We start from the raw sequence: 25,772 nt of genomic DNA, 5'->3' as shown, positions 1-25,772 counted from the left end.
AGAAGATTTTGGCGATGAATGAAGGGGTTAGTGCGATTCAACGAGAGTCAGAAAGAGCCGGTGGCGGTTGGCCTTCCAAAAATGTGCGGAGCCATGGATGGCGGAGCCCAAGCGCCACAAGGAAGTGCCGAAGGAGCGTTTTTTGGAAGGCCAACCGCCACTGGCTCCAGTTCCAAACCTAAAAGGCTAGGAATCAACAGGCTGGAACAATCAACCGCCAGTCATATTCATAAACCGAAGAATCTGAACCTCACCATTACTGGAAAAGTGATGCCGCTCCGGCTTCAGATCCATCGCATCAATGATCGCCTGCTGAAGCTTGTCATCCGTCACCGGATTGCCCCGCAGAACCCGCCGCAAATCCACCGAATGCTCATTGCCAAGGCACAGCAAAAGCCGCCCCTCAACCGTCACCCGAACCCGGTTACAGGTCGAACAGAAGTTATGGGAATGCGGTGAAATGAACCCGACCCGACAATCGCTGTCCGGCATCTGATAGTAACGTGCCGGCCCGCCAGAATCCTTGGCCACCGGAATCAGCTCATGGCGCTGACGGATGATATCCCGCACCTCCTCGCTGGTACACAAGGCAAGTCCCCGGTCATGCTCCGAAATCTCACCCAGCGGCATCTCCTCGATAAAACTGATATCCACCTGCTTTTTCCGGGCAAACTCAATCAGCTCTGGAATCTCTTCATCATTGCGGCCTTTCATCACCACCGTGTTCAGCTTGATGCCACGGAAACCGGCGTCCCGGGCGGCATCAATGCCGTCCAACACCTGCTGCAGATTGCCAGTGCGGGTAATGGAACGGAATTTTTCAGAATCCAGTGAATCCAGGCTGATATTGAGACGGTGCAGGCCCGCCTTACGCAGTTTCTCCGCCATGGTCGGCAACTGGCTGCCATTGGTGGTCATGGCAAAATCCCGCAAACCATAGGTGCCTACTTCGCGGACCAGCTCAAGGATGTCTTTGCGGACCAGGGGTTCGCCGCCTGTCAGGCGGATTTTCTCGGTACCCAGGGCAACAAAGTTGCGAGCCAGCCTGGCGATCTCCTCCAGCGTCAGAACCTGCTGGCGGGGCAGAAAGGTCATGTCCTCCGCCATGCAGTACACACAGCGGAAGTCGCAGCGGTCAGTCACCGACAGGCGCACGTAATTGACGGTGCGGCCAAATCGGTCGGTCAGCTTGGCTTGCGGCATGGGCAGGTTTCCCTGTCTGGAGTCATATGTATAAAGGATAGTCAAAGTATCACAGATATCCCAACCCAATCCGATACCTCTCGGGGGGTAATCCCTGTATGAACCAAAAAAAAGGGGCCAGAAAAGGCCCCGGGGAAAACGGTCAATACACTCTATGCCCGCTCGGAGATGGCCTCATCATCAGGGTAGGGCGCCGGCTCCAGATTGGGGAAGAAAATGCCTTTTACCACCTGCCAGGTGACCCCAAGCGCCCCAACGATGAACACAACATCGCCAATAGTCCGGATCCAGCGAAGGGTTTGCAGGACATCGCTCTGCAGGAAGGCTTCGCTTCGGGCGTACCAGAGGCCTTCACTGGCACTTGCCAGGAACTGGATGATGCCGATGGGCAACAGACTGGTGAACAGCATGAGGACGAGCCCGATATTCAGCCACCAGAAGCTGATCTTCATCAGTCGTTCGTCAAAGACAATGCTCGGCCTGATGTAACGCAGGATCAGCAGCGTGAAGCCCAGGGCCAGGAACCCGTAGACACCAAACAGCGCTGCGTGGGCATGGGTGGGCGTCGTGTTCAGGCCCTGAATGTAATAGAGGGCGATCGGTGGGTTGATCATGAAGCCCAGGACACCCGCGCCGAGCATATTCCAGAACGCGACAGCAACGAAGAACATCAGTGGCCAGCGGATATTTTCCATCCATGGAGCGCGGGTCTTCAGCCGCCAGTTTTCCCAGGCTTCATAGCCAAGGACAACCAATGGCACAACTTCCAGTGCGCTGAATGTTGCACCAACCGCCATCACCGGTGTTGTGGTGCCAGAGAAGTACAGGTGATGGAAAGTTCCTGGTACGCCACCGAGCATGAACAGGCTGGCGGAGGCCAGACTGGCAGACGTTGCAATAGTGCGGGACACCAGTCCCATGCTGCAGAAGATGAACGCCAGGGCGGCCGTGGCGAATACTTCAAAGAAGCCTTCTACCCAAAGGTGAACAATCCACCAGCGCCAGTATTCCATGATGGAAATATGGGTACGTTCTCCGTAGAAGAAACCAGCGCCGTAGAACAGGCCAATGGCAACCACCGAGGCGGTGAGCAATGCCAGCAGGTTCTTGTCGCCGGGTTGACGAAGGGCCGGCACAATGCCGCGTAACATCAAGACCAGCCAGAACACGATGCCGAGGAACTTGCCGATCTGCCAGAGACGTCCAAGGTCGACAAACTCATAACCCTGGTGCCCCAGCCAGAAACTCAGATGCGGGGGCATGATCTGGGCAATGGCCAGGAAGTTACCGATGAATGAGCCGCCAACGACCACAACCAGTGCCCAGAACAGCACGTCTACACCCAGTTTCTGGAATTTCGGATCCTTGCCGCCGTTGATGATGGGCGCAAGGAACAGTCCGGCTGCCAGGAAGCCGGTCGCAATCCAGAACAGCGCCGCCTGAATGTGCCAGGTGCGGACCAGCGAGTACGGGAGCCATTCCGACGTGTTGATTCCGTAGAAGCCCTGACCCTCGACGGTGTAGTGTGCGGTAAACCCACCCAGCATGACCTGGAAGGTGAAGAGGCCAACGACCAGCAGCAGATACTTTCCCAGTGCCCTTTGGGAGGGGGTAAGTGCAAGGGCACTGAGGGGATCTTTAAGCGGCGCCGCAGGTTCATCGTCATCGTGTTTGCGCAAGAATGCCCAGGCCCAGATCAGGCCTCCTACCCCGGCGATCAGGAGAATGACGCTGATCACTGACCAGACCACATTCTCGCCACTGGGCTTGTTGTCGATCAACGGTTCGTGTGGCCAGTTGTTGGTGTAGGTGACGTTGCTTCCCGGGCGCTCGGTTGCTGCAGCCCAGGCCGTCCAGAAGAAGAACTCAGTCATTTGCTGCCGGCGCTCGGGGCTGGGCAGTGTGTTCTCCTTCATCGCATAGCTTGCGCGGGTGGATTGTAGCTCTGGCGCATCGCTGAATAACCGGCTGTAGTAGTCGGCCGTTTTGGCAATGGCGCGGGTTCTCCGGTCTGAGAGATGCAGGGTACCGGTGGCGTCATCATAGGTGTTGTTCCGGTATTCAGTTTTCAGATCGTACTGCAGAGCGTTCTGTTGTTGGCCGCTCAGGCTGTGCCAGGCATGCCCGAACTCCTCCTGTGCGGCAATTTCCAGCCAGGTTTCCAGTTCGCGGTGAAGCCAGTCTGCAGTCCAGTCCGGCGCCTGATAGGCACCATGCCCCCAGATAGATCCGACTTGCATACCGCCCATGGACTGCCAGGCAGTCTGGCCATCAAGAATGCTCTCTTCCGTCATCAGAAGGTCGCCAGCGGCAGAAACCACCTGGTCGGGTATGGGGGGAGCCTCTCGGTAGACCTCCCGACCAAAGTAACCAAGCAGTGTAAAAGTGATTGCCAGAATGGCGATCAGAATCCACCAGAGTTTTCGATAGTCAGCCACGTTGCGCGCCCCCCAGCAAGCCATCAACCCGGTGGAACAACACATTGTTTTCCAGGTGGATGTGTTCCATGAGGTCATTCTCCAGTTCGGTCAGGCCCAGATAGAGCGCTCTCCAGGTGTTGCATGCACCTTCTGGCAAGGTCAGGTTGAAGGTGAGGCTGTGGATTTCAGCCAGGGCGGCACCATGGTCCTCGTGTTCATTGCGCATGACCGAAACCGGGGCTGCGGCCATGCCAGTGATTCCACGGGCAATCATCGGAAACAGGATCTGTTCCTCTTTTTGCATGTGCGATTCAAGCTCGTTCTGCATGTTTTCAAGGTGTGCGCCCAGCCCTGAAGGGCAGCGGGGGTGCTTGCTGTGAACGCGCTCTACGCGCTGAGCCAATCGAATCAACTCAGGGAGTTGTTCACGGTGTACATCGTGGAAGCGAGTCAGAATGTGCTCAATCAACGCTTCGTTACTGGTTTGGTCTTCTGGCGTAGCCTGGTCAGTCCGGGCTTGCAAGGCGATCAGCTGGCTGGCAATGGCGTTCGGGTCGAGTCCTTTTGCCGTGGCTGCCGCCATCAATGAGGCGTCACCATGACAGCAAAAGTCGAGCTTGTGGCGATGCAGCACGGCGGAGGCCCCAGGAATGTCACGGGCCAGCTGGCCGAGTGGAAGGTTAGTCATATTCATGATTACGCACTCCTAAACATGCATAATAGATAAATGTATCGGAGTGAATTTTCATTTAGATGTAAGTTGAATGTCAAATATAAAGTTCTAGGATTCTGTGTTTCAGGTCTTTAAATTGGCTCTTGCAATTGATTTGTATAGATATTTTTTCGAATTTGATTTTCGATGTCGTTCGATATAGCCTTAAAGATGTAAGTGCAATAAATGTAATTAGGTGGAGGGGGTTATGGAACGCTTTGAAAAATGGCTGGTCATATCCAATACCGCGGTTCTGGTGTCGTTCCTGGGGTTGCTGTTGACGGTGATGCTGGCTTACCCGCTGGCCGATGCCTTGGCACTGCCAGTGCAGATTGCCGCCCACATCGGAACCCTGTTATTCGCGGTTGGGGTGAAAATTGCCTACGTTGCCCGTCTGGCCTTTCTGAGCAAGTTGGGCAGACCCGTACACTGATTCACGGTAGAATAGATGCAGTTATGAATCGTTCCGAGACCCGTGCCATGAAAGCACCTTCCGGTAAAACCGGTTTCCGGATACTTGCGTATATGTCTGTAGCGATTGGTGCCGTCGGGGTTGTTCTTCCGCTGTTGCCGACCACGCCGTTTGTCATACTGGCGGCTTACTTTGCCAGTAAAGGGTCTCCGGAGTTTGCCCGGTGGCTTGAAGAGCACCCGACTTTCGGCCCGGCAATTGCCCAGTGGCATGAGCGCAGGGCCATTCCGGTTAAGGCGAAGATTCTTGCCTGCGCCATGATGGCGTTGAGCTGGAGCATGTTGGTCTGGCTAGGTTCAACGGTATTTGTATTGACGGTTTCGGGGCTGTTCCTGCTGAGCGTTGCAGGTTATCTGCTCACGAGGCCATCCTGTTAAAGTTTTCCGTCATATTTATGGAGTTATGAATGCACATCACCCGCTATACAGATTATTCCTTGAGAGTTCTGATTTATCTGGCTGAACAGGGTGATCGTCTGGCCACCATTCAGGAAATTGCAGACAGCTACGAAATTTCCAAGAATCACCTGATGAAAGTGGTTCATCAGCTCAACAAGAAAGGCTACATCGAGACCATTCGGGGCAAGAAAGGTGGTATGCGCCTGCACATGGCGCCCAATGAGATCAACATCGGTGTTCTTGTCAGGGAAACGGAGCAGGACCTCAGCATTGTTGAATGCTTTTCATCAAAGAACACCTGCAAGATCACCCCGGTGTGCGGCCTGAAGGCCATGTTTGCCGAAGCCTTGAAGGCATTCCTTGAAACACTCGACAAATACACTCTGGCCGATGTTATCCAGGATAAACACCGGCCACAGCTGGTGCGCTTGCTTCAGATCGTCTGAAGCTCGCGCTTTCCTTCCAATCGGGTTCTTACCACGTCCGGCAGCGAGAATTTGCCGATACGTTTGAGGACGGTGCCATACTGCTTGGCAAAGCTCCCGGTGTTGTACGGAATGTCGTATTTCTCGCACACTGCCTGAACCTTCTCGGAAATCTCCGGGTAACGGTGAGCCGGCAGGTCGGGGAACACGTGGTGTTCAATCTGGTAGCTCAGGTGCCCACTCAACACATGCAGCCACTTGCCGCCAGTGAAGTTGGATGAACCGGTGAGCTGGCGCAGATACCAGTGACCTTTGCTTTCACCCTCGCATTCTTCCTCGGTAAAGGTCTCCGCATCTTGGGTGAAGTGCCCGCAGAAGATAACGGTGGATGCCCAGATGTTACGAATCAGGTTAGCACCCACGTTGCCTGCCAGAACGATAGGAGCGACAGGCAGGGTCAGTAGCGGGAAGAATACGTAATCCTTGAATCCCTGGCGGCCGCCCTTACGGGCAAAATCCTTCAGGAACGGCAGCTTGTCGCGCCAGCGCAACTCACCCCGGCGGATCTTCTCGCTCTCCAGTTCGTGTACCCCGACGCCCCACTGGAACAGCACGGTCAGCAGAATGTAGTTGATGAACTGCAACAGGTGGCCCGGGTGCCATTTCACGTCATCACTCAGGCGAAGCACTGCATAGCCATAGTCCCGATCTTTGCCAATGATATTGGTGTAGGTGTGATGTTCGTAGTTGTGGGTCCGGCGCCAGGAATCGCTGGTGCAAACGGTGTCCCATTCATAGGTTTGAGAGTTAAGGGCCGGGTCATTCATCCAGTCGTATTGGCCATGCATGACGTTATGGCCGATTTCCATGTTCTCTATGATTTTTGCGATACCCAGCGTAGCGGTAGCGGCCACGAATACGGGTGGAATGAAGCCAAAGGGCATCATCACCCGGCCGCCCACTTCCAGGGTACGGTGCAGGCGGATGATCTTGCGGATGTACTTGGCATCCCGCTCGCCCAGGTCTGCAATGACCTCGTCACGGATGGCGTCCAGGTCTTTCTGCAGTTCGTTCAGTTGGTCTTCGTTAAGCTTTTTCATATCGATGACTCCCTGCGGCAATAATCGCCGCAATACAAAAGAATGGGGTTATACGTCCAGGGCGACAGGCCCTTGGGGAACCGAAACACAAAGTTGAACAGGCTCTTCACCCGGGCCGGAGACCTTGCCGGTAAGTCGATTAACCACGATGCCGCTGGTTTTGCGGCAGCTGCACTGGTGGCAAATGCCCATGCGACAGCCGTACTGAGGTTTCAGGCCTGCGGCTTCGGCGATTTCCAGCAGGTTGGCATCGCCTTCTGAGCCCACTTTCAGGTTGCTGTTGGAAAAGGTCACCTCACCGCCCAGTTGATCGCTATCCAGAGATGCCTGTGCCGGGGGCGCAAAGAAGGTACTGTGCATCTGCTTCTCCTTCAGGCCGCGTTTGGCCAGAAGGTCGGTGGCCAGGTCCATCAGGCCTTTGGGCCCGCACAGGAATACTTCTCTGGCCTTGATGCCCGCGACGGTCTCCAGGTCGCTGTCCCGCAGATAACGAGGCTCGTCGCTCTCATTGGTTGCGATGATAGTCAGTGACAGCGCAGGCCAGCGCGCTGCCAGGGCCTGCAGTGCTTCCCGGGCGATCACGTCATTATGGGTGCGCACGTAATAAAGCAGGGTAACGGGGGCCCGGTAGTCCTCTGCTGCCATGGTCTGAAGCTGGCTCAGGATAGGGGTGATGCCGCTACCGCCGGCAATGAACAGCACGGGTTGCGCCGGCTCCGGAATCAGGAACTCCCCAAACGCCTCTGTAAGCCCAATCACATCTCCCGGTTGCAGGGCGTCGTGCATCCAGTTGGTGACCAGCCCACCGGGCAGGCGTTTGATGGTCAGAGTGATCTGCCCCTCGGACTGCCACAATAAAGGAGAGCTGGACAGACTGAAGGTGCGGGTGCGGCGAACACCCTCTATATCGGTACAGATGTTCACATGCTGACCTGCCTGGAACCCGGCCCATCGTTTTGCCGGCTTCAGAACGAAGGTTTTGGTGTCAGCTGTTTCGTTAATAATGTTCTCTACCCGTGCCGGTGTGTACTCTTGTACCCACATCGGGTTGATGGCTTCGGCCAGCGGGTCGAAATAGCCGGCCGGGTTGTCCCGGTTCAGTAACTGCCGGCCAAGCCAGTGAAGTGCTTTGGTGTTTGAAAGTCGTGCCAGCATGATTGGTTCTCCATACTTGTTGGTACTTGTTCCACTGCATGTGTACAAGTGTTCACTAATGTGTACGACTGTACACACAAGTTTGACTTTCAACAATTACCTGGCGTGATGGTTGGCTCGAAATGACAAGTCTGGTGGTTCTTTCTCCGGTCTAATGTGTACACTTGTGAACCTGGTTAAGCGGTACGGGAAGAGGAATGGCAGACAAACAAAGGCGCAAGCCAGGGGAAACCCGCGAGAAGCTGATGAGTGCGGCTCTGGCATTGGTGGGTAAAGGCCGGCATTTCGCCAGCCTGGGCATTCGGGAGGTCACCCGGCAGGCGGGTGTGGTGCCTACATCCTTTTACAGGCATTTCCGGAGCATGGACGATCTGGGTTTGCAGCTGGTGGATGAGCTGGGCCTGGTGCTACGCCGAATGATGCGGGAAGCGCGAGCCAATGTGTTGCAGGCGGACAAGCTGATTGAAGAGTCTGTGGGTATCTTCGTGGCTCATGCCCAGGCCAACCGAAGTTTCTTCCTGTTTATGGCTCAGGGCCTGGCGGGGGAAAGTCGGGCGGTACAGGAGGGGATTCGCAGTGAAATGCGTTTCTTCGCCAGCGAGCTGGCCAACGACCTTCGCCGGCTCAGGTTAATGGAGCATCTGAGTGACGCCGATCTGGAGGTAACCTGCGATCTGGTAGTGAGAACCGTGGCCTTCAGCCTGACCGACCTGCTTAGCATATCAGAAGACGACGATTACCAGATCGGCCAGGTGCGTAAGCGCACCACCCGCTTCCTGCAGATGGTGTTTGTCGGCGCTGCCAACTGGAACAGCGACAGCGCCTGATTCGATTACTTGGCCGCAGGTTTTTTGGCCCTGGTTTTGCGTGGCTTGGGAGGTAAAATCAGGCTTTCCAGCTCATCCAGTGCTTCCCCGGTGTACACCGCCAGCTTCTGCATGCTGGGTAGAGTGTCGCGGCAGCCGGTGTAACCGAAGTTCAGTGAGCCGGCATAGCTCAGGCAGGTAATGTTCAGGGCCCCGCCGTGGGCAATCAAAGACACCGGGTACATGGCTTCCAGTTTCGCGCCTTCATAGTAGAGCGTTCTATCGGGCCCCGGGACGTTGGAAATCGTCACGTTAAACACCGGCCGCATGCGCCCGCCCAGGCCAGACATAAGCTGCAGGATATAGGGTGACATCAGCAGCATGGTGTATTGGGTCAGTGCGCTCTTCGGCAGTTTTTGCAGATGTTCCTTGGCCCGTCGGGTAGATGTTTTGATCTGCTGAAGCCGGTTCAGCGGGTCGGCTTCATCGGTAGCGAGAGAGGCAATCATGAAGCTGATCTGGGTACCTGTACCCTGGTCATCTGCCGGGCGGATGTTAACCGGAATGCCGGCCGTCAGGGGGGTGTCGGGTAATTGGCCTTGCTCCAGCAAAAACCGACGCAATGCCGTTCCGCACAGATACAGCACGATATCGTTCAGAGAACCACCGGACTGGTGCGCCAGCGCTTTCAGGCGATCCAGCTGATAGTGCTGGGTGGCGAACCGGCGCTGGCCGGTTACCCGGTGATTCAGCAAAGAGACGGGGCCCGTGAAGGGAGCCGTCAGGCCGTCTTCCGGGTGCCGCACCGAGTGAACCAGGCGGTTGCCAGCCTGCCAGAGTCTGGGGGCCATATCAGCCTGAAGTTTCAGGGCATCCATCGCCTGTGACACCGCCGCCGGTACGCTGGCTTCTTTATCGGTTTTACTGCCCCGGCGCCGCTCCGGCCGTACCGTCCAGGGCGGTGGCATGTTGGTGCGTTCCGGATCTGTGGTAAGAACCCGTTGCATCAGGCGTACACCGCTGATGCCATCAATCATCGAGTGATGCATTTTGGTGTACAGGGCAAAACGGTTGTTTTCGAGCCCCTCGATGACATGGCATTCCCACAGCGGGCGGGAAAAGTCCAGGGGGTTGGAGTGCAGGCGCGACACCAGAATGCCAAGCTCCCGCTCGCCGCCGGGACGGGGCAGCGCTGAGTGTCTGACGTGGTAATCGAGATCGATGTCCTTGTCGATTTTCCAGGCTGGTGCCACCAGTCGCCCAAGAAAGCCGGACCAGGCCAGCTTGTATCCCCATGGGGCTGCGACATCACCTGCTTCCTTCATGCGGGTCACCATGTCCCGCAGAAAAGTCTCCGTAGCGCCTTCCGGTAGCGAGAAAATCTGTAAATTACCGACGTGCATGGGGGTATCTTCAGATTCTACCGCGAGCCATGAGGCGTCCAGTGTTCCGAGACGTTTCATTCCTTGTGTATCTCCGTCACATAGTCATTTTTTGATTGTTACATGCAAGTATACTGATTACCGCCGTAACACACGATCAAAACGCCCATTTAGTTCTGGCTTTTACGGGGTTTTGCAGTTACACAATGTAGCCATCCGGCGCTGCCGATCTGTCGGGTAGTGTGCTAATTTCTCTCTGCAAACAATGAATAACAAAGAATGACGGAGGTTTCGTGGAATCCAGCCCGCTGATCTCGGCAGGTTTGCCGGTGGCGCTCTTTATCATCATGATCGGTATCGGGATGACCCTGACCGTTCGGGACTTTCGCCAGGTGGCGGTTTACCCGCGCGGCATGGTGGTCGGCACCATCGCCCAGATTTTTCTGATGCCACTGGCTGCGTTTGCACTGGCCTATCTGTTTGGGGTGTCGCCTGCCATTGCGGTGGGGCTGGTCATTATTGCGGCCTGCCCTGGCGGCACCACATCCAACTTGTTCGTTTTGCTGGCCAGGGGCAACATTGCCCTGTCTATTGTTCTGACCGTGGTAGCCAGCCTGATCACCATCATAACCCTGCCGCTTTTTACCAATATGGCCCTGCAGCACTTCATGGGCACGGCAGCGGACATCTCACTGCCGGTCGGCAAGACCATTGGCATGCTCGTGGGTATCGTGTTGTTCCCGGTGGCTCTTGGCATGATTGTGCGCACTCGCAAGCCTGAGGTGGCGCGCAAAGCTGAGAGTGTGGTCAGCATTTTCGGGGGCGTGGTGCTGGCGGTTCTGATTGTGGCCCTGCTGTTCGGTGTTCGTGACCAGATTGGCGATTTGCTGAAGCAGGCCGGTCCTTCAACCATCATGCTCAATCTGGTGGGCATTGTTCTGGGCCTGATTGCCGGGCGCGCGGCGGGCCTGACGCAGCGCGAGTCACTGGCCGTGGCGGTTGAGCTGGGCGTCAAGAACGCGACCATTGGCCTGATGGTTACCCTGACGCTGCTGGAATCCAGCGCCATGTCCATTCCTGCTGCCGTATACGGCGTGCTTATGTTCCCGATCGGATTCTTGTTGGCGGTGTATGGCCGCAAGGTCATCCCCAGGTCATCATTGGATAAAACGTAGGTCTCAAGTTGTAGTACTAAAGTTCTGACAACCCGGCAGTAAGTGACAGTTATATACATGTATTTTTTGTATTGGAATAGTGTTGAGGGCACTGGGTTCCAATACGAATCCTGTCATTGCCCGTAACTCATGGGTTGAAGGCAATGAGGAGGCACCGTGATGAAGAATAATCGATACGCAGTGGCGGTGATAGGCAGCACTCTGGCCGTCGCCACGCCGGTTCAGGCGCAGTCTTCTGATGAAGAAGTGCAGGAAGAACTGATATTGGAGGTCTCAGCGCCGCGTCTGGTTCGGGATTTGTACCAGACCCCGGCTGCCGTATCGGTAGTCGATGCCCCCGCCATCCGCCAGGGCCAGCAGCGCCTGCAACTGGACGAATCCCTCAATACCGTGCCTGGCTTGTTCTTCCAGAACCGTTACAACTTCGCCCAGAATCTGCGACTGTCGACCCGGGGTTTCGGGGCTCGCGCGCCCTTCGGTATTCGCGGTATCCGCATTCAGGTGGATGGCATTCCCTACACCTTGCCGGATGGCCAGTCGCAGATCGATGCCATTGACCTGGATTCCGCCCAGCGTATTGAGGTTATTCGGGGCCCGTCCTCGGTGCAGTATGGCAATGCGGCCGGTGGCGTGCTGGATATCACCACCGCCCGTGGCGATGATTTGCCCCCCGGTGCCCGGCTGCGCCTTGATGGCGGCAGTGATGATTACCGTAAGGCCGCCATTCAGGGAAATGGCGTACGGGGCGACACCAGTGCCATCGCAACGCTGTCCTGGATGAATGTAAACGGCCACCGGGAGCAGAGTGAGGCGGAAAAGGGCCTGTTCAACGCCCGACTTTCCCATGAGCTGGATTCCGAGAGGGAGCTGACCGCCACCTTCAACGCCTTGCATAACCCGAAAGCCCAGGACCCGGGCGGCTTGACCCTGGCCCAGGTAGAGGAAGACCCAAACCAGGCCACCTTTATGGCCAAGCGGCTGGACAGCGGCCAGACGGTGAATCAGCAAACCCTGGGGCTGCAGTATCAGGATGCCGCAGTATTGCCCGGTGAGGTGACCGTGAACACCTTTTACAGTCATCGGGATTTCGCCCAGCAGTTGCCTTTTCCCGGCGCGAGTCGAGTGGCCTACGACCGCCATTTTTACGGAATCAGTTCCCAGTACCAGCAAGGTTCCGAGCTGGCCGGGCGACCTTTGACCTGGGTAACCGGCGCGGATGTCCATCGGCAGTCGGATGACCGCCGGCGCTACCAGGTGTCACCCATGGGCGAGATTACCGGGCAAACCCAGGCAGAAACCCAGAACGCGACAAACGTGGCTGTATTCGCCCAAGGGGATCTGGCGCTGACGGATCGGTTGAATTTTTCACTCGGGACCCGCTGGGATCATCTGCGCCTGTCGGTCGATGATGACCGGCTTGAGGACGGTGATGATTCCGGCAGCCGAACGTTCCGGGAAGTCAGCGGCGTGGTTGGCCTGAGCTATCGCCTGGCGCCCCGGCATCAGGTATACGCCACCGTTGGCACGGCGTTCGAGTCGCCCACCTTTACCGAGTTTGCCAACCCCTCTGGTGCCGGTGGCTTTAACCCGGATGTGGAACCGCAAAAGGCGCTGAACCGGGAGATTGGTGTTCGTGGTTTATGGGGCAACGCGCTCAGCTATGACCTGGCTCTATTCTCCATCCGGGTTAAGGATGAAATCCTGCCCTACGAACTGGATGGCCGTACTTTCTACGAAAATGCCGGCGAAACACGGCGCAACGGTGTTGAACTGGGCCTGGGCTGGGATATCTCCTATGCCTGGCGGGCGACCACAGCACTGACCCTGGCAGACTACGAGTTGCGCGACTTCACTGACGAACAGGGCAATGAGGCTGATGGCAATGAGATCCCCGGCTTGCCCGGCACGCTCTGGGTGTCTGAACTGGAGTGGCAGGGTATGGCTGGCCGGTTCGCAGCGCTGGAATGGCAGTACGTTGGTAGCTTTTATGCCGAGAACAGCAACCAGACCAAGGTAAGCGATTACTGGTTGCTCGGTGCCCGCGCGGGTGACTCCGTGCGCCTGGGTAATCAGACGCTCAATCTCTACGCCGGTGTCCGCAATGTGCTGGATGAGGATTACTTCAGCAATGTGCGCATTAATGCCAACGCAAACCGGCCCATCGAGGACAGAGGTTACTTTGAACCCGGCGCCGGAAGAACTTTTTATGCGGGCATTGAATTGACTTTCTGATTTGTGATCTCAGGGGTGGCCCATTGTGGTCACTCTTCTTCAGTGCCTCTGGGTGGGCAGTGATGTTCCTCAACCACCTTGCCGTCATCCACGCTTTCCAGGTGCACATCAAAGCCCCACAGCCGATGGGCGTGTTTCAGCACTTCGTCTGTTTCCTTGCCAAGCGGTACCCGGTCCACGGGAATATGCCGCAGGGTGAGTGAACGGTCGCCCCGCACATTCACATTCCACACCTGTATGTTCGGCTCCCGGTAACTGAGGTTGTACTGGCGCGCCAGTTTCTCCCGCAGCACCCGGTACCCCGGGTCGTCGTGGATGGCGGTCACGGTGTAGTGGTCTTCCTGGTCATCGTTCTCGATCGCGAAGAGTTTGAGATCGCGCATCACCTTGGGCGACAGGAACTGCTGGATAAAACTCTCGTCCTTGAAGTTGCGCATGGCGAAATGCACGGTTTCCAGCCAGTCCTTGCCGGCGATGTCGGGGAACCATTCACGGTCTTCATCGGTGGGGTTCTCGCAGATCCGCCGCAGGTCGGTGAAAATGGAGAAACCCAGCGTGTAAGGGTTGGTGCCGGAATACCAGGGGCTGTTGAACGGGGGCTGGTATACCACCGCGGAATGGCTTTGCAGGAACTCCAGCATGAAGCCGTCATTCACCAGGCCCTTGTCGTACATCCGGTGCAACAGGGTGTAGTGCCAGAATGTGGCCCAGCCTTCGTTCATCACCTGGGTCTGGCGCTGAGGGTAAAAGTACTGTGCCAGTTTGCGCACAATCCGCACCAGTTCCCGCTGCCAGGTTTCCAACAGTGGCGCGTTCTTCTCAATGAAGTACAGCAGGTTTTCCTGGGGCTCTTCCGGGTAGCGGGGTTTACGCTTGACCGGGTCGTCGTCTTCGTCCGGTTTCGGGATGGTTCGCCACAGATCGTTGATGCGCCTTTGCTGGTATTCTTCCCGCTCTTTTTGACGCTGGGCTTCTTCCGCCGCGGAAATGGGTGCCGGGCGTTTGTATCGGTCTACCCCGTAGTTCATCAGGGCATGACAGGAATCCAGGATCTCCTCCACCGCATCCACGCCATGGCGTTCCTCGCATTCGGCGACATAGTTGCGGGCGAACACCAGGTAATCGATGATGGCACTGGCATCGGTCCAGGTGCGGAACAGGTAGTTGCCCTTGAAGAAGGAGTTGTGGCCGTAACTGGCGTGGGCAATCACCAGTGCCTGCATGGGCAGGGTGTTCTCCTCCATCAGGTAGGCGATGCAGGGGTTGGAGTTGATCACAATCTCGTAGGCCAGGCCCATCTGGCCCCGCTGATAACCCTTGGAGGTTTGCAGGAACTGCTTGCCGAACGACCAGTGGTGATAACCCACTGGCATGCCCACAGAGCTGTAGGCATCCATCATCTGCTCGGCGGTAATCACTTCAATCTGGTTCGGGTAGGTGTCCAGACCGAACTCGGTGGCGCATTGGGCAATTTCTTCGTCGTACTTCTGGATCAGCTCAAAGGTCCACTCCGAGCCGGTGGAAATAGGTGTTCCTGCCTTGGGTTGTTCGCTCTCCGGTGCGTTCGGGCGATCAATCAGGCTGCTCATGCCGCTTTCCTCTCGAACAACTGTCGGAAGACCGGGTAAATATCGCCAGGGTCTGCAATTTGCTGCATGGCAAAACTCTGGGGAAACTGTTCCAGGATCTTCTCGTATTCGTACCAGAGCATCTGGTGGTCCTGGGGGGTGATTTCGATGTAAGAGTAGTACTGCACCAGCGGCAGAATGCTGTTGGCCAGCAGCTTGCTGCAAACCGGGGAATCATCGTTCCAGTTGTCCCCATCCGATGCCTGGGCGGCGTAGATGTTCCACTCCGCCGGCGAGTATCGGGCTTCGATGATCCGGTGCATCAGCTTCAGGGCGCTGGAAACAATGGTGCCGCCGGTTTCCCGGCTGTAGAAGAATTCTTCTTCGTCCACTTCCTTGGCACTGGTGTGGTGGCGGATAAACACCACATCGATCTTCTTGTAGTTCTTCTTCAGGAACAGATACAGCAGGATGAAAAAGCGCTTGGCGATGTCTTTGTGCATCTGGGTCATGGAACCGGACACGTCCATCAGACAGAACATCACGGCGCTTGTAGCGGGCTTGGGCTGCTTCTGGTGCTGGCGGTAACGCAGGTCGATCTCGTCGATAAACGGAATGCGTTTGACGTTGGCTTTCAGGCGCGCAATTTCGTCTTCCAGCACCTTGATCTGGTCCTCATGGCTGAACGCCGGGTCCAGATCTTCAGGCGCGCTTCTCAGGGCTTCCAGCTGCTTTTCCAGATCCTTGATTTTCTTCTTGCGGGCGCCGCCAAGGCCGAGCCGGCGTGCATGGGCGCCCCGAAGGGAACGCACCACATCCAGTTTGGCGGGCACACCCTGGCTGGTGAACCCGGCGCGAACGTAACTGAAGGCTTCGGTATCCTTGAGTTTCTTGCGGGCCAGGTTGGGTAACTCCAGGTCATCAAACAGGAATTCCAGGAATTCCTCCTGGGTGATCTGGAAGGCAAATTCATCCATGCCTTCACCGTCGGGGCTGGCTTGGCCTTGCCCCTGACCTTTGCCGCCACCGCCCGGGGGTTTGGGAATGGTGTCGCCGGCTACCCATTCCTGGTTGCCCGGGTGTACCACTTCCCGCCGACCACCGGGACCATGGTGGAAGATGGGCTCCTGTATATCCCGGGCCGGAATGCTGACCTTCTCGCCCCGTTCAATATCCGTAATGGAACGTTTCTGGACCGCTTCAGACACCGCTTTTTTGATGTGATGGCGATAGCGGCGCAGGAACCGTTCCCGGTTCACTGCGCTTTTGTTTTTACCGTTCAGTCGCCGGTCGACTATGTGGGTCATACCCATGGGTCTGCTCCCGCTGGCCGTTAATGGGACTTACGCACACGCAGATACCACTCGGCAAGCAAGCGGACCTGTTTCTCGGTGTACCCACGTTCGACCATGCGTTCCACAAACTGTTTGTGTTTCTTCTGGTCTTCCTGGCTGGCTTTCGGGTTGAAGGAAATCACCGGCAGCAGGTCTTCGGTGTTCGAGAACATCTTCTTCTCGATCACGCTGCGCAGTTTCTCGTAGCTGAGCCAGCTGGGATTCTGGCCCTGGTTGTTGGCCCGGGCCCGCAGCACAAAGTTGACCACTTCGTTGCGGAAGTCTTTCGGGTTGCTGATGCCCGCAGGCTTCTCGATCTTTTCCAGCTCGTCGTTGATGGAGCCCCGGTCCAGAATTTCCCCGGTTTCCGGGTCCCGGAACTCCTGGTCCTGTATCCACAGGTCGGCGTAGGTCACGTAACGGTCGAACAAGTTCTGGCCGTATTCGCTGTAGCTTTCCAGATAGGCGGTCTGGATTTCCTTGCCGATGAACTGGACATAGTGGGGTGCCAGGTATTCCTTGATGAACCGCAGGTATTTTTCCTGGATCTCAGACGGGTACTGTTCCTGCTCGATCTGTTTTTCCAGCACGTACAGCAGGTGTACCGGGTTGGCCGCTACTTCGGTGGTGTCGAAGTTGAATACCTTTGACAAAATCTTGAACGCGAAGCGGGTAGACAAGCCATCCATGCCTTCCATCACACCGGCGGCGTCCCGGTACTCCTGGATGGACTTGGCTTTCGGGTCGGTGTCTTTGATGCTCTGGCCGTCGTACACCTTCATCTTGGAGAAGATGCTGGAGTTTTCCGGCTCCTTGATGCGCGACAGCACCGAGAACTGGGCCAGCATGTCGAGGGTGTCTGGGGCACAGGGGGCGCCAGACAGGGAGCTGTTTTTCAGCAGCTTCCGGTAGATCTCGATTTCTTCGGTTACCCGCACACAATAGGGCACCTTGACGATGTACACCCGGTCAAGGAAGGCTTCGTTGTGCTTGTTGTTGCGGAAGGTCTGCCACTCGGATTCGTTGGAGTGGGCCAGGATAACGCCGTCGAAGGGCACGGAACCCATACCTTCGGTGGTGTTGTAGTTGCCTTCCTGGGTGGCGGTCAGCAGCGGATGCAGCACCTTGATGGGGGCCTTGAACATCTCCACAAATTCCATCAGGCCCTGGTTGGCTTTGCACAGGCCGCCGCTGAAGCTGTAGGCGTCCGGGTCGTCCTGGGAGAAGTCTTCCAGCATACGGATGTTGACCTTGCCCACCAGCGCCGAAATATCCTGGTTGTTGTCATCACCGGGTTCGGTCTTGGACACCCCGATCTGGTCGAGCACCGAAGGGTAGCGTTTAACCACCCGGAACTGGCTGATGTCGCCACCATACTCGTGCAGTCGCTTTACCGCCCAGGGCGACATGATGTTTTTCAGGTAGCGGCCGGGAATGCCGTACTCTTCTTCCAGAATCGGGCCGTCTTCGTCCGGGTCGAACAGGCCCAGGGGGCTTTCGTTGACCGGCGAGCCCTTGATGGCATAGAACGGCACCTTCTGCATCAGTGCCTTGAGTTTTTCCGCCAGGGAGGATTTGCCGCCGCCCACCGGGCCGAGCAGGTAAAGGATCTGCTTCTTCTCTTCCAGGCCCTGGGCGGCGTGGCGGAAGAACGACACGATGTTTTCCACGGCTTCTTCCATGCCGTAGAACTCGGAGAATTCCGGGTATCGCTTGATGACTTTGTTCGAAAATATGCGTGACAGGCGAGGGTCACGGGAGGTGTCGATCAGTTCTGGCTCGCCGATGGCTATCAGCATTCGCTCGGCGGCGGTGCTGTAGGCTGTTGGGTCCTTTTTGCAGATCTCCAGGTATTCCTCAAGGGAGTATTCTTCCTCCTGAGTGGATGCATACCGGTCTTTGAAGTGCTGCAGAATGCTCATAGATGGCCCCTCGCTTGCTCTTGCTTGTTATAAAACCGCTTTAACTCACGCAATATCCCCGTTGCTGAAACGCCGCCGGTCTGGGCGGTGTGCTCTGGTTAATAGGTTGATGGGATGGTTCTGTTAAACAGGTATACGTTATCCGGAGCTTTCCGGCCTGCTTATTCTGAGCTTAGTTCAGAGTTCGGGGGTTGGACAGGTGGGGTTCACCTTAGGTTCATTAAATTATGTTACGGGGCGTATCGGATTTTAGGGCTGACGTACACCGGGGCGGATTTTTTAGATCAAACTGAAACTCGCTTTGCTCAGACATTCAGTTTGATCTAAAAAATCCGCCCCGGTGTACGTCGATCAGGGCTTCGGAGGGGGCCCCAGCCTTTGGACTGCGGTGGGCCTTTACTTCTTCGTTAGTGTAAACACGCTTTCTGCGGCGCCGTTTCTCAGGCCTCTTCTTTTGGCGAAGGGGTTGTCGTGGGCCATGTCGCGCTTCAGTACGTGGTTAACTTCGTAGTCCTCGCTATACAGCTGGAACACTTCCTCGTCGCTGACGTTGAAGGGAGGGCCTTGCATTTCGTTGCTGTCGTAATCGAGGGTGATCAGCAGGATTCTGGTGCCGTCCGGGATGATGGCGGTCAGGTGGTCCACATAGCCTTTGCGCATTTCCGGGGGCAGGGCGATGAGCGCTGCGCGGTCGTAGACCAGTCGGATGTGTTTGAGATCATCCGGCACCAGTTGAAAGAAGTCGCCGCACCAGATTTGTAGGTCGTCGTGTTTGAAGGTGGTGAAAGGCTCGCCCGGATGGACCTTGGCTTTTTCGCCGGCCTCTTCGAAGAAATCCTTGCAGGCGATGTCGCTGAGTTCCACGCCGATGATGGGGTGGCCACGGTCGTGGAGCCACCACATGTCATGGGCTTTGCCGCACAGGGGCACGAACACGGCTTCGGTGCCCTGGCCGGCCAGTTCCGGCCAGTGATCGTGCAGGTACTGGTTTACCGTGCCTTCGTGGAAGCCGATTTGGCTCTTTTCCCAACGTTCGTGCCAGAATTCGTGTTCCATGGTTTGCCTCCCTGAATTTGCTCGTTTTACCCAGTCTACCTTAATCTGTGCCGATCATGAGTTGGGAGAAAAGTATGAAGGCGGTCTTTCTGGATACCCTAACCCTTGGCAGTGATGTGGATCTGTCGCCGCTAGAGCAGGTGACCGGTGGCCTGACCTGTTATGACCGAACCGCGCCCGAGCAGGTTGTGGAGCGGATTCAGGGTTTTGATACGGTGCTGGTAAACAAGGTGGTGCTGGGCAGGGAGCACTTCGACGCCTGCCCGGAGCTGAAGACGATTGCGGTGGTGGCCACGGGGCTGAACAACATTGACCGGGCGGCCGCAAAGGAGCATGGGATCACGGTGATGAACGTGACCAACTATGGCCGTTCCACGGTAGCCCAGCACACCATGGCGCTGATTCTGGCGCTGGCTACCCGCTTGTTGGATTACAGCCGGGATGCCCGTGACGGCACCTGGGGTAAGAGTGATATGTTCTGTCTGATGAACTACCCGATTATGGAGCTGGAGGGCAAAACCCTGGGCATTGTCGGCTATGGCGACCTGGGCCAGGGCGTGGCGGAACGGGCAAAGGCTTTTGGTATGAACATTGTGCTGGGTTGTCGGCCGGGGCAGCAGCCCGGAGAGGTCGATGGCTATCCCCGGGTTCCGTTGGACGACCTGTTGGCGCAGGCCGACGTACTGTCTCTGCACTGCCTGCTGACCGATGACACCCGGAATATGATTGGTAAGCGGGAACTGGGGTTGATGAAGCCCACAGCGCTGCTGATCAACACCAGCCGGGGAGGTCTGGTAGATGAAGCGGCGTTGGCGAATGCCCTGCGCAACGGTCAGATCGCCGGGGCCGGGTTTGATGTGCTGACTGAGGAGCCGCCACGCAACGGGAATCCATTGCTGGCGGAGGATATTCCGAACCTGATTCTTACTCCCCACTCCGCCTGGGCGAGCCGCGAGGCCCGTCAGCGGATTGTGGAGATCACTGCCGGCAATCTTGCACGGTAGGTTCCTGCCGGGGGCGGAGAACTTACGCCCCCTCGTTCACCCCTTGGAATATGGCAGGTGTATGACGCGATCGTTGACGCAATCTGCTTTTATGGCGCAAAACCCGAATAACAACAAAAGGGCTATGCGCGATGATCCGAACCACTCTGGCAGTGTTGGTCTGCCTGTTTTTCCAATCCCATGCCGTGCAGGCGTTTGAACGCGGTGAACTGCTGATCTGGATAAATTCCGACAAGGGGTATCAGGGGCTTGCCGAAGTCGGCAAGCGCTTTGAGGTCGCAACCGGCGTGCCCGTGACCGTTGAAACGCCAGATGACCTCACCACCCAGTATGATCACTATGGTTACACTGCCAAGGCGCCCGATATCATCATCTGGCCCCATGACCGTTTTGGTAGCTGGATTAATGAAGGCCACCTTGCGGCTATTGAACCTTCCCGCGCTGTCCGTGACGAGATTGCCCCATTTGCCTGGCAGTCGGTGTCGGTTGGTGAACGGGTCTACGGGTACCCTATCGCCATGGAGGTGGTGAGCCTGCTCTACAACCGGGACCTGGTGTCGGAACCGCCGACCACTCTGGAGCAGGTGGCAGAGATACACCGACAATTGGCCGGCAAGGATATCCAGGGCATCGGCTGGGATTATCGCAATGTCTATTTTTCCTGGCCGATCTTTGCCGGTTCCGGCGGCTACAGTTTTGGTGTTGATGACTACGTATACAACCTGTCTGATGTGGGGGTCGCCACAGACGGTGCGATTCGCGCCGTGGCCGGCATTCGCGGGCTGTTGGAACAGGGGGTGCTGGCACGGGATACCGACTATGGAACCATGATGGAAGGCTTCAAGGCCGGAAAGGTGGCCATGATCATCAATGGTCCCTGGGCCTGGAGCGAGCTAAGGGCCTCCGGGATCGATGTCGGTATCGCCGATGTGCCCACAGTGGAGGGCACAGTGGGCCGGCCGTTCGTGGGGGTGTTGGCTGCAGGAATCAGTGCGGTTTCCACGAATCAGGATCTTGCCCGGCAATTTATTGAGGATTATCTGCTGACGGAGGAGGGGCTTCACGCAGTCAATGATGACAAACCACTGGGAGCGGTCGCCCACCTTGAGGTGGTGAAGACGCTGAGTCAGGACCCATTTATCGATCACACCTTCCGGTCGGCCCGTGGTGGCGAAATTATGCCCAATATTCCCGAAATGAAACGCTTCTGGGACCTGATGACGCGCCGCTTTGCGGCCATGCTGGAAGGCGATGCGCCGATTCGCCCAACCCTCAGCCAGGCAGCTGTCCGCCTGCAGCGGCTGGACGAAATGCGGGGATGGACGCGCCGGCACTACGTTGCCAACTAACCAGGGACTGGATTGCTGCGAGCGGTTGGCACCAGCGTGCCGGCCTGGCAAGGATGCGGCGCCACTATAATCCCCTTGTTTACTGGCTTTCGGCTGATAAGCTGTAGAAAACACTGACAAGCAGGATCTTGCGTGGCATCAATTCAAACCAAAGAGCGGCTTCAGGCGGCGGAGAAGTGGATTCTCGCCAACCCCAATCCACCCCAGAAGTGGCCCTGGACCTGGCTCTATAAAACCGGGCGTTCTGTGTATGCCGTGGCTAGGGATGTCATCAGCGGGCAGCTGACCCTTCACGCCATGAGCCTGGTCTACACCACCTTGCTAAGCATTGTGCCCTTGCTGGCTCTGAGCTTTTCGGTGCTTAAAGCGATGGGTGTGCACCAGCGCATGGAGCCCTTGCTATACCAGTTTTTTGAGCCGATGGGCCCCCAGGGCATGGAGGTTGCAGAGCGCATCCTGGGTTTTGTCGATAACATGAGAGTTGGCGTGTTGGGCTCTGTTGGTCTGGCACTGCTGGTGTACACCGTCATTTCGCTGGTCCAGAAAATCGAACGTTCGTTCAACATGATCTGGCGCGTGCCCGAGATGCGATCCATGGCCCAGCGCTTCAGCAACTATCTGAGCGTGATCATGGTTGGCCCACTGCTGATGGTGTCGGCCATTGGTGTGACCGCCACCATTTTTTCATCCAACGTGGTGCAGCGGTTCATGGAGATTGAGCCGTTCGGTTCTTTGATTGTGATGGTAAGCCGCTTTACCCCGTTTTTCCTGGTGGTGGGGGCCTTCACGTTTGTCTATGTGTTCATCCCCAATACCCGCGTGAAGCTGCGTTATGCGTTTATTGCTGGTCTGGTGGCGGGTGTTTCCTGGCAGGCGGCGGGTATGCTGTTTGCGTCCTTCGTAGCCAATTCGACCAAGTACGCGGCAATATATTCGGGCTTCGCGGTGGGCATAATCCTGCTGATATGGACCTACCTGAACTGGATGATCCTGCTGCTCGGCGCCAGCCTGGCCTTTTACATGCAGAATCCGGGGTCTGTGGCCAAGCGTCAGAACGTGCAGCTGGCTCCGGAGTTGCAGGAGCGGGTGGGCCTGGCGTTGATGTGGATGGTGGCCAAGCCGTTCAGCCTGGGGCAGCCAGCACCGCAGCAAGAGGCGCTGGAATATGATCTGCGTGTACCTGGGGAGGTCACACGGAGCATCAGTGACAAGCTGATTCGCGCCGGCCTGTTGAGTCTGGCGGGGCGTAATGGTGATCAATTGGTACCCGGCAAGGCATTGCACCTTATCACGGTTGGAAGCGTCCTTCAGACCATCCGCCGGGATGAGGACCGGGTTGTTGACCGCCTTCCAAGCAGTGCCATGCCGGTGCAGCTGAGAGATCTGGTGGGCCACCGGGAAGATGTCAGTTTTGCGGAGTTGCTGGCTGGCGGGGAAGATTCCCAAGACAGCGCCAAGGATGCTTCGACGGTGTCAGGCGTCGGCTTTTGAGCTTTTGCCTTCCTGCAGCATTCTGACAACGGCCTTGCGCACAGGGGTAACCTGCTCCGGTGTCAGGTGCACGATCTGAGCCAGCTTGTCTTCCGGCAGGTTGCGTTGGCGGGCATGGCGCAGCACTTCACGGGTGCCCAACAACAAACCATCGGTGAGCGCTGAGTGTGCCTGCCTGGGCGCCGGGCGCTCTGCCGAGAGCAGCCAGGCATGATATTTCGGCGGCAGGTTCCAGACATTGGCCAGCAGCTGGCAGGCGGTCCATTGATGGCGGATCAGGGCTATCCTCAGAACTGCTTGCTCTGGCTCGCTGCCCGTATTCTGTGTCCGGCAGATGCGTCCCAGTTCCCGACGAATGGTGATATAGGCAAGTGCCGGTAGCAGTCCCACCATGAAATGGGCACTGGTGTCGTCGCGGTGAATGCGGGCAATCAATTCTGCGGATCTGGCGCAGGTAAGCCCCCAGCGCCAGGCCCGCTGGGCAAACAGGGCTTCCCGACTGTTTCTTGCGGCCATCATCGGGCGCATAACGGCTGCTGAAATGACGTTACGGATGCCATCCAGCCCTAAGACAAACACCGCTTGATCCACTGACTCTATGGTGTTGTCACCGGGCCGGAAGTAGGGGCTGTTGGCTACCTGAAGGAGTTGGTCTGTGAGCGACGGGTCACTCAGGATGATGTCGGTAATCTGCTTGCGGTCGGTCGTTTCGTTAGACAGCGCCCGCATCAGCATGGGCAGGCTGCCGGGCCTGCGGGGTAGCTCTTCCATTTCACTGGAGCGCAGGCGGCGCTCCAGCTCGGCCAGTATTTGTTCTGCCCCGGCGGGTTCGGACCGAAGCATGGCTGGAGAAGCGTCAAGCAGCCAACAGAACAGGTGGTCTTCCAGTTGTTTGACAACCACGGCGTCTGACGCTTGTTGTTCGGAGCTGTGACTTTGCGCCGGGTTAAACAGGCGTGTCTCGGTGGCCGCCGCGGCAGGCGGCGGCGTCGCAAACAAGCCTGATATCCAGGAAAAAAAGCCCGGCATCCATTGCCTCCGGTTTAACGTGTATTTAAAAGTGACCGTTCACCGGATCAGTATAGTGGCGTTATGCAACCCTGCACAGCCTTGTGTGGCTTCAGAAGAAGGCTTCTCCAAACACGAATACCAGTTGGCACACACCGGCGACGAAGCCCAGGAAAGCCCCAACCAGAATCAGTTTGATTTCGTCTTCCTGGAAACAGGGGCGTAGCAGGTCCTGGAACTCTTCCGATGACAGCGCAATCATCCGCTCAACCATGATCGATTCCACTGCGCGGGCACGGTCCTGCTCGAACACCGGGTTGTTGAAGGAGCTCTGGGAGATCTGGATGGCTTTCTCGCCCACCTGGTTTTTCAGGGTGGCAAAGCCGGTGGGGCCGAAGGCCATCTGGGTCAGCGCCTTGCCCATGCCGGCGGTTTCATCCACCAGGGGTTTGATGTGTTTCTTGACCATGTTGCGGGCCCGCCCGCCCTTGGGGCCTTCAAGGATGGAGTTGATTATGTTGCCCACGGTGAGGATTTCATGGGTCACGATGTGACAGAAAGACTCGGCAACTTCCGGCTGGCGCTTGAGAAACAGGCCCTGGAGCCGAAGTGGGCCGACTTTGTGTTCATGAAGCGGTCGGAAGATCACGTTCAGGGCAATCCAGTTGGTGGCCCAACCGACCAGAAGGCCGAACAGGGGCAGTACCCAGATGGCGGGGTAAAAGTACCAGACGGCCATCTGGATCAGGCCGAACAGGAAACCGAAGTAGAGACCCGAGTTGATGATGAAACGGAACTCTACGTCGCCGCATTCAAGGAAAATGCGGTTAAGCAGTTTTTTGTCCCGGGCCAGGCGTTCGATGACCATGCCTTTGATGTCCAGCAGGTCTTCGATGTTGTCTGAGATGTCGTCAACCAGGTTGTCGACCAGTTGTGGTGTGGACTTTCGAACCCTGTCGTAGACCATTTTGCGGGCGGATGCTGGCAGGTTTTCCCAGAAGGTGGGGTATTCCCGGAGCATGAGTTCGTCTACGTATTCTTCGATGCGTGGGTCGACGGTGTAGATGATGTGGGCGGCCAGGACTTTGGGGTCGATCTGGTCGAAGATTTCCTGGACCGTGCCGATTTTGGAGATGGTGGCATCGACGCTGATGGCGGCCATTTTCCGTGCTTTGGAGGGGATGATGCCTTGCCAGCCGAGGAGTGGTGGTTTGCCAATGAATTCCAGGGGGTAGAAGGTCATTTTGATGGCGAGCCAGTTGGTGCTCCAGCCGATCAGGGCCGCTATCACGGGGATGCTGAGGTATTGCCAAAACTCTGGATTGGTAAGTAGGTCTGTCATCCTGGGCTCGCGAATCTATTTATTTTTACCTGGTCCTTGGTGCCCGGCAGCTGGTTGCGGAGAGGCTTTCCAAAACACGCTGTGAATACGTCCTTGTACGCTCCGCTCCGCCATCCATGGCTCCGCAGGGTTTTGGAAAGCCTCTCCGCAACCAGCTGCGCCAACATCGGCAATGGCTTCAGGCTTTTTGTCAGACAAGGATAATGTTAGCCGCCGCC

Annotated in this window: 21 protein-coding genes; 9 read left to right on the top strand and 12 right to left on the bottom strand. The window is 56.9% G+C overall.

Annotation, left to right across the window (positions count from 1 at the left end; all coding sequences use genetic code 11):
- Nucleotides 1-210 precede the first annotated feature (210 nt).
- The 3 genes from moaA to ytfE all read right to left on the bottom strand — a co-directional run bounded on the left by moaA (nt 211) and on the right by ytfE (nt 4,317).
- Nucleotides 211-1,203 (bottom strand): GTP 3',8-cyclase MoaA, encoded by a 993-nt coding sequence (moaA, locus tag RVM24_RS12010; RefSeq protein WP_431474054.1) that lies wholly within the window; start codon nt 1,201-1,203, stop codon nt 211-213.
- 152 nt (nt 1,204-1,355) lie between these two features.
- The gene (locus tag RVM24_RS12005) at nt 1,356-3,641 is read right to left on the bottom strand and encodes a nitric-oxide reductase large subunit (RefSeq protein ID WP_431474053.1); all 2,286 of its coding nucleotides are present in this window, start codon (nt 3,639-3,641) and stop codon (nt 1,356-1,358) included.
- Nucleotides 3,634-4,317: an iron-sulfur cluster repair protein YtfE gene (gene ytfE / locus RVM24_RS12000; protein ID WP_431474052.1), complete on the bottom strand. Its 684-nt coding sequence runs from the start codon at nt 4,315-4,317 to the stop codon at nt 3,634-3,636. Before ytfE ends, RVM24_RS12005 begins: the two co-directional genes overlap by 8 nt.
- Nucleotides 4,318-4,543: 226 nt before the next feature.
- On the opposite strand from ytfE, the gene RVM24_RS11995 reads away from it, so the two are divergent.
- Genes RVM24_RS11995 through RVM24_RS11985 form a run of 3 tightly spaced genes read left to right on the top strand, consistent with a single transcriptional unit; the run spans nt 4,544 to nt 5,651 of the window.
- The gene (locus tag RVM24_RS11995) at nt 4,544-4,768 is read left to right on the top strand and encodes a hypothetical protein (RefSeq protein ID WP_106694753.1); all 225 of its coding nucleotides are present in this window, start codon (nt 4,544-4,546) and stop codon (nt 4,766-4,768) included.
- 23 nt (nt 4,769-4,791) lie between these two features.
- A complete protein-coding gene (locus tag RVM24_RS11990) occupies nt 4,792-5,184 on the top strand; it encodes a YbaN family protein (protein ID WP_244178247.1) in 393 nt (130 codons plus the stop codon).
- 29 nt (nt 5,185-5,213) lie between these two features.
- A complete protein-coding gene (locus tag RVM24_RS11985) occupies nt 5,214-5,651 on the top strand; it encodes an RrF2 family transcriptional regulator (RefSeq protein WP_431474051.1) in 438 nt (145 codons plus the stop codon).
- Here RVM24_RS11985 and RVM24_RS11980 read toward each other — a convergent pair.
- Both RVM24_RS11980 and RVM24_RS11975 read right to left on the bottom strand, forming a co-directional pair.
- On the bottom strand, nt 5,639-6,730 hold the full coding sequence (locus RVM24_RS11980; RefSeq protein ID WP_431474050.1) for a fatty acid desaturase family protein: 1,092 nt from the start codon (nt 6,728-6,730) through the stop codon (nt 5,639-5,641). The genes RVM24_RS11985 and RVM24_RS11980 overlap by 13 nt on opposite strands.
- A gap of 48 nt (nt 6,731-6,778) precedes the next feature.
- Entirely contained in the window at nt 6,779-7,885 is a 1,107-nt protein-coding gene (locus tag RVM24_RS11975) for a ferredoxin reductase (RefSeq protein WP_286251498.1), read from the bottom strand.
- A 197-nt stretch (nt 7,886-8,082) separates the two neighbouring features.
- Between RVM24_RS11975 and RVM24_RS11970 the strand changes: the two genes are divergently transcribed.
- A complete protein-coding gene (locus tag RVM24_RS11970) occupies nt 8,083-8,712 on the top strand; it encodes a TetR family transcriptional regulator (RefSeq protein WP_138435272.1) in 630 nt (209 codons plus the stop codon).
- A gap of 5 nt (nt 8,713-8,717) precedes the next feature.
- Here RVM24_RS11970 and RVM24_RS11965 read toward each other — a convergent pair whose 3' ends face one another.
- On the bottom strand, nt 8,718-10,154 hold the full coding sequence (locus tag RVM24_RS11965) for a WS/DGAT/MGAT family O-acyltransferase (RefSeq protein WP_138435273.1): 1,437 nt from the start codon (nt 10,152-10,154) through the stop codon (nt 8,718-8,720).
- 212 nt (nt 10,155-10,366) lie between these two features.
- Here RVM24_RS11965 and RVM24_RS11960 point away from each other — a divergent pair, with 212 nt between their 5' ends.
- Nucleotides 10,367-11,248, top strand: a complete 882-nt coding sequence (locus RVM24_RS11960; protein WP_431474049.1) for a bile acid:sodium symporter family protein — start codon at nt 10,367-10,369, stop codon at nt 11,246-11,248.
- Between the two features lie 159 nt (nt 11,249-11,407).
- A complete protein-coding gene (locus RVM24_RS11955) occupies nt 11,408-13,480 on the top strand; it encodes a TonB-dependent receptor family protein (RefSeq protein ID WP_431474048.1) in 2,073 nt (690 codons plus the stop codon).
- Between the two features lie 29 nt (nt 13,481-13,509).
- Here the strand turns inward: RVM24_RS11955 and RVM24_RS11950 are convergent, their stop codons facing one another.
- The 4 genes from RVM24_RS11950 to tmpT form a co-directional block, all read right to left on the bottom strand.
- Nucleotides 13,510-15,069, bottom strand: coding sequence for a SpoVR family protein (locus RVM24_RS11950; RefSeq protein ID WP_431474047.1), 1,560 nt, complete (start codon nt 15,067-15,069; stop codon nt 13,510-13,512).
- Nucleotides 15,066-16,355 carry a YeaH/YhbH family protein gene (locus RVM24_RS11945; protein ID WP_228704032.1) on the bottom strand — a complete coding sequence of 430 codons (1,290 nt, stop codon included), beginning with the start codon at nt 16,353-16,355 and terminating at the stop codon, nt 15,066-15,068. The genes RVM24_RS11950 and RVM24_RS11945 overlap by 4 nt, the downstream gene beginning before the upstream one ends.
- 26 nt (nt 16,356-16,381) lie before the next feature.
- The gene (locus RVM24_RS11940; protein ID WP_431474046.1) at nt 16,382-18,304 is read right to left on the bottom strand and encodes a PrkA family serine protein kinase; all 1,923 of its coding nucleotides are present in this window, start codon (nt 18,302-18,304) and stop codon (nt 16,382-16,384) included.
- A 396-nt stretch (nt 18,305-18,700) separates the two neighbouring features.
- Entirely contained in the window at nt 18,701-19,360 is a 660-nt protein-coding gene (tmpT, locus tag RVM24_RS11935; RefSeq protein ID WP_072676465.1) for a thiopurine S-methyltransferase, read from the bottom strand.
- A gap of 74 nt (nt 19,361-19,434) precedes the next feature.
- On the opposite strand from tmpT, the gene RVM24_RS11930 reads away from it, so the two are divergent.
- The 3 genes from RVM24_RS11930 (at nt 19,435) to RVM24_RS11920 (ending at nt 23,204) form a co-directional block, all read left to right on the top strand.
- Nucleotides 19,435-20,364: a D-2-hydroxyacid dehydrogenase gene (locus tag RVM24_RS11930; RefSeq protein WP_431474045.1), complete on the top strand. Its 930-nt coding sequence runs from the start codon at nt 19,435-19,437 to the stop codon at nt 20,362-20,364.
- Nucleotides 20,365-20,495: 131 nt separating this feature from the next.
- On the top strand, nt 20,496-21,713 hold the full coding sequence (gene malE / locus RVM24_RS11925) for a maltose/maltodextrin ABC transporter substrate-binding protein MalE (protein WP_431474044.1): 1,218 nt from the start codon (nt 20,496-20,498) through the stop codon (nt 21,711-21,713).
- Between the two features lie 132 nt (nt 21,714-21,845).
- Nucleotides 21,846-23,204: a YihY/virulence factor BrkB family protein gene (locus tag RVM24_RS11920; protein WP_106694767.1), complete on the top strand. Its 1,359-nt coding sequence runs from the start codon at nt 21,846-21,848 to the stop codon at nt 23,202-23,204.
- Here the strand turns inward: RVM24_RS11920 and RVM24_RS11915 are convergent.
- Nucleotides 23,187-24,233, bottom strand: coding sequence for an HDOD domain-containing protein (locus tag RVM24_RS11915; RefSeq protein ID WP_431474043.1), 1,047 nt, complete (start codon nt 24,231-24,233; stop codon nt 23,187-23,189). The genes RVM24_RS11920 and RVM24_RS11915 overlap by 18 nt on opposite strands.
- 91 nt (nt 24,234-24,324) lie before the next feature.
- Nucleotides 24,325-25,554, bottom strand: coding sequence for a DUF445 domain-containing protein (locus RVM24_RS11910; RefSeq protein ID WP_072678147.1), 1,230 nt, complete (start codon nt 25,552-25,554; stop codon nt 24,325-24,327).
- Between the last annotated feature and the right edge of the window lie 218 nt (nt 25,555-25,772).

The organism is Marinobacter sp. KM021, assembly GCF_050707965.1.
Classification (GTDB): Bacteria; Pseudomonadota; Gammaproteobacteria; order Pseudomonadales; family Oleiphilaceae; genus Marinobacter; species Marinobacter shengliensis.
This window is presented reverse-complemented; position numbering and strand designations above follow the sequence as displayed.